This is a genomic window from Haloferula chungangensis (genome assembly GCF_042664875.1).
GTDB lineage: Bacteria > Verrucomicrobiota > Verrucomicrobiia > Verrucomicrobiales > Akkermansiaceae > Haloferula > Haloferula chungangensis.
The window spans coordinates 1-4,371 of sequence record NZ_JBHTBS010000030.1 but is presented as its reverse complement, the minus strand read 5'-3'; the positions used below and the strand labels follow the sequence as shown (position 1 = coordinate 4,371).

At 54.1% G+C, this 4,371-nt stretch carries 6 protein-coding genes; 1 reads left to right on the top strand and 5 read right to left on the bottom strand.

Translation table 11 applies throughout. From position 1 onward, the window contains the following. Positions 1-491: 491 nt before the first annotated feature. A complete protein-coding gene (locus ACFQY0_RS20870; RefSeq protein ID WP_379716886.1) occupies positions 492-1,124 on the bottom strand; it encodes a hypothetical protein in 633 nt (210 codons plus the stop codon). A gap of 100 nt (positions 1,125-1,224) precedes the next feature. Beyond that, positions 1,225-1,806 (bottom strand): hypothetical protein, encoded by a 582-nt coding sequence (locus ACFQY0_RS20865; protein WP_379716883.1) that lies wholly within the window; start codon positions 1,804-1,806, stop codon positions 1,225-1,227. A gap of 71 nt (positions 1,807-1,877) precedes the next feature. Here ACFQY0_RS20865 and ACFQY0_RS20860 point away from each other — a divergent pair, with 71 nt between their 5' ends. Beyond that, positions 1,878-2,354: a hypothetical protein gene (locus ACFQY0_RS20860; protein ID WP_379716880.1), complete on the top strand. Its 477-nt coding sequence runs from the start codon at positions 1,878-1,880 to the stop codon at positions 2,352-2,354. 197 nt (positions 2,355-2,551) lie between these two features. Here ACFQY0_RS20860 and ACFQY0_RS20855 read toward each other — a convergent pair whose 3' ends face one another. The 3 genes from ACFQY0_RS20855 to ACFQY0_RS20845 all read right to left on the bottom strand — a co-directional run bounded on the left by ACFQY0_RS20855 (position 2,552) and on the right by ACFQY0_RS20845 (position 4,069). Next, complete coding sequence (locus ACFQY0_RS20855) at positions 2,552-2,827, bottom strand: hypothetical protein (protein ID WP_379716877.1); 276 nt, start codon at positions 2,825-2,827, stop codon at positions 2,552-2,554. A 161-nt stretch (positions 2,828-2,988) separates the two neighbouring features. Then, on the bottom strand, positions 2,989-3,465 hold the full coding sequence (locus tag ACFQY0_RS20850) for a hypothetical protein (RefSeq protein ID WP_379716874.1): 477 nt from the start codon (positions 3,463-3,465) through the stop codon (positions 2,989-2,991). 136 nt (positions 3,466-3,601) lie between these two features. Further along, positions 3,602-4,069, bottom strand: a complete 468-nt coding sequence (locus ACFQY0_RS20845; protein WP_379716871.1) for an SMI1/KNR4 family protein — start codon at positions 4,067-4,069, stop codon at positions 3,602-3,604. Positions 4,070-4,371 lie beyond the last annotated feature (302 nt).

The window sequence follows — 4,371 nt, the reverse complement described above, 5'->3', positions numbered from 1 at the left end:
GATCCCGGTGAGCTCACCGGGAAGGCTGCGGGGATCCAAGCAGCTTTCGAAGCTGGCGGCAAGAACACAACACAACCGCTGAAAGGGGTCGTCCTCGAGCGCCTTGTTCTCGTTGGGCGGTCTTGGGAGCGGGGAGATCTTCGTGGAGGCCGCGGTCCGCCACGGGAAAATACCCGATCGAGCGCCGAGACCATCCCGAGAGACACTCCGAGCGGTGATGATGCAGAGCCCCAGCGAAGCAGACAGACAATCTAACAGAGTCTGTCACGTGGCCGGTCCGATCTCTCCTGGCTGCTCCTCTGCTGCCCCCCGCATGATGCTCGCTCCGGTCAGCAAAGATCCGGAAGCTCGAAAACCTCGACAAGCTCGACCTATCTCCGACTCGGTCTACTGCCACACCCTCAAAACCCAGAGGCTCTACATTCCACGAGAACGTTTGAGCGCTGGCACCCGCTACCATGAGCGCCAGCCCGCTTCAGGGTAAGAGATTCTCATCGGGGTTCAATCTCCGACTTGGGGCGGGGTAGCGGGTTGTCCAGCCGCGACTTGTTGTGCTTGTCTTTTTGCTTTGGATAGATGGCTGGCATTTGGATCGTGATTACACCCTCCGATGTTAACGAGAACCGAAGCTCTGCGGAGGGGAAAAGATCATGCGTCACGCGATAATCTCCTGGCATCGAATACTCGACGCGATCATCATGGAATGTCGCCGAGAGACACACGAACTGACTCAAGCTGAGTTTGAGCTCAACGGAGCTCTTCGGATCAATCTCGAGAGGATCTATGTCTTTGGTTGGAAAGCTTGAGAACATTGGGACAGCCTCCCCTGACTTGACGTCATTCATATCAAGCCAGTCGCCGCTAAGAAACCAGTGCTTGTTAATAACGACGCTATCCTCGGTGTGATTGGCGATCGTGACCATCCATGTCGGATCAATACGAGGATCCAAATCAGTCTTGTTGCGAGGGTGCATCAAATCAGGCTTAAGCCAGAATACCATATCGATTACTCCCGTCTTATTCAGCCGCGAAAGGGTCTCCACCGGGGTTAGCCTGATCGTCGCTTCGTCGGCATCAGCAGCCAACCCGCCCAACAGAATAATACTGATCAGGAGAATCTTCATTTTCTGCACAACGTCGAAGTCATCCTACGCCTGACCGAGGGCGCGCTCCGACTTCGGGGTCAATGGTTGAAATGTCATGACGGATTGAACTCGCGGCGGGTCATGCGTTAGGATCGACGTCTTGTTGTGCCTTGGTTGGTTTGGGCGCTCCAACGCCGTAGACAAGAGCCTTGAAGTCGTATCGATATTCGTAGTCTCCCGCATAGACGAGGGCAATCTTACCTTCCCAGTGAATGTCAAAATCATTGGAGTCGTTCCGGCGGGAGAACTTGATCTTGTGTCCTGCTACAGAATCGTGGCCGAGAAGATAGGTGTGAAAAGCCAGATCGTCCCAATCTCCGTCAGGATTGATTGGCAACGGATCGACAATCGCCTCATAGCCATCTAACGACTCTATCGAATACTCGGAACAAGGACAAACGGGAAAGCCGCCATCGTGCCAGTCCGTGCTCGAAATGGTACAACTATGATAGTTGCCCCATACGATCGGAGCTTCCCATGAGGAGTCGAAATCCTCCCCTTCATCATCGATGTCGCGTTCAGAATAGTAATCGGCGGTTTTCAGATGCAGGAAGAACCAAACGATTCCCTTTCTCACTTCCGCAGTCCACGCGAAGTCCTTGATGGGATGCCCTTCTGGCCAGGGATTACCGGGAAACCAGATGCGATTTTCTTCAGGCATATTTCTTTGCACAACGTCAAAGTGATGCCGCGTCCGGGCGGCTCCGATAATCAAAGCAACTCCGAACCCGTATGAAATTCTCGAATCCAACAACGGAGCTTATCGGCGTCGGCATGCACGCCTTGTTAGCCGTTTCTTTGTCATGGGTCGATCTGCTTGTCATAAGTCTTGGAGCACTCGGGGTTTTGGCATGTGTAGTGACCTATCTTGATGCCCATGACTCTCAGAAGATGCTCATTGTGAGGTTCAAGCCTGTCGAGGGCTCCTGTGGGCTTTCGACAGTAAGGGCATTTGTCTCCTGGCTCCTCGGATGGTATAGGATTGGCAATCTGATCCTTGAGGTTGGAATTCTCCGATTGAAGTTCAGCGTTCTTGCGCTGGAGAATCGCTATCTCCTCACGAAGCAGCGAAAGATGCTTGGTCTGGATCGTGGACGACCCATGTTCTTCGATAAGCTTCTCTATAAGTGCCAATGGGTTCATGAGGAAGATTCTTCGGCTAACGTCAAAAGTGCGCCCACCGGCGCGGTTGAAGGGAGAAAGTTATGAAATTGAAACGCTTATGGCCGGTTGGCGCGCCACGCCTTGTTCGTTGCTCTTCATTCTGTTATGAGGTAAGGGAGCGAGGAGTCACCGCTCTCTAGGCCGCATGGCAGATTGCTGAGGACTGGAATCGCGAGGGGATGGTCGGGCCAATCCCGATCATTCGATCAGGGGGAGGGCTGTGGGTCATCAAGTGTCTCGAATCAATCGGAATCCTCGTCAATGGGGTTCAGGTAAACGCGGATCAGGTGCATATAAGAGTCCGAACCGAACTCGCCTATCATGTGGTTGATGTGTCCGACAACGCCGAGAAACGAAAGTCCCGGTCCATCCGTGATGCTGTCGCCAACGGAGATGGCTCCCATCGGCGTGCTTGTGCTGAACGCAATGAGCGAGCAGTCATTGGGAAGTTCGTCACCGGGTTGATAGATCGAGTCAAGGCGGCGAATCTCTATACTGTATTGTGTGGGCTTCTCCATGGTTCTAAAAATTCTTCAACGAACGTCAAAACTGAGGCGATCCCGGTAACCGAACCGGAAAGGCTGCGGACAGCCAATCAGCTTTCGAAGCTGGCGGCAAGAATTCAACAGAGCCGCTGATAGGGGTCGCCCTCCAGTGCCTTGTTAGTCCTTGCTTCGTTTCAGCTTTTGGAGTGGGCGATCAAGGTAAGCGCACCAGGGACGGAATCCGGAAACTTGCCAGCCTTGAAGCAGTTGTAGAGCTGAAGTGCCGGGAGATTCGCAACTTCTGGATGAACGTGAATCAGGCCTTCGAAATAGTTCAGAGCCAGCGCCAAATATCTCCTCTCCGGATCTGCGACCCCCAATCCAGTCCAATCACCTTGCTGGGCCACGATCCAATCCCATCCGAACTCCCTGCAAATCTCTGAACCCCAGAGCGCACCTAGGGCCATTGGGCAATCCTCGCCCATGGGCATCGCTGGACTGCGTCGTAGCAAGCCACTCTTGGTGTTCTGTCGGCAAAGGAAATCATGAATCGACTGATGCACGGTATCGCTCGAAGTGTCTCCGCTGATTCCGAGCACCTGCCGAGCTGCCGCTGACGCCTCGGAGATCATCTGGTCGTCCATCTCCGATGTCGGGTTTGCAGTGGTCATAGATTTTTTGGACTAACGTCAACGCTATGGCGATCCCGGAACCGGACCGGGACGGCCACAAGCAATCAAGCAGCTCCCGACGCTGGCGGCAAGATTGTAACAAAGCCGCTTATAAGGGGTCGCCATCAGCATCTTGTTAGGGCTTGGGTTGTTCGTGACGGACCATTTCATCGAATTCTCCTTTATCGGTCTGAATGGCATCGAAAATCCCTCCGTCAGTTTTCTCATATTCACCACTATCAGGCAGGTAATATCGAATCACAGTGTATGGGGATTTCCTCCCTACGGCTAGGTTGCACTGGTCAGTTCCGAACCCAAAACAGACAAAATCGTCGATCCATTCGGGAATCGCATCACCATCAGGGCGCCAGAACAAGTTTTCGGAAACGAGCGAAGTCTCTTCATCCGGCCCATCGATCAAAGGAAGCAAATACCAAGTGTCGGTAGGGCCGACGATTCCGCCGCAGAAACCGTAAATTTCTTTCAGTGGTGGCGGAAGCTCGTATCCCAACGTTTCAATCGCTGTAGCGAAATCCGATTCGGTCGGTGGTGGCAGTGTTCGCTCGGGATTGAGAGCGCGCAGTATGTCGGATTCCGATTCCATTCTTTCTCTGCCCTAACGTTTGAGCTGAGGCGATCCCGGTGAGCTCACCGGGAAGGCTGCGGGGATCCAAGCAGCTTTCGAAGCTGGCGGCAAGAACACAACACAGCCGCTGAGAGGGGTCGTCCTCGAGCGCCTTGTTCTCGTTGGGCGGTCTTGGGGGCGGGGAGATCTTCGGGGAGGCCGCGGTCCGCCACGGGAAAATACCCGATCGAGCGCCGAGATCATCCCACGAGGCACTCCGAGCGGTGATGATGCGGAGCCCCGGCGAATCAGACAGACAATCTAACAGAGCCTGTCACGCG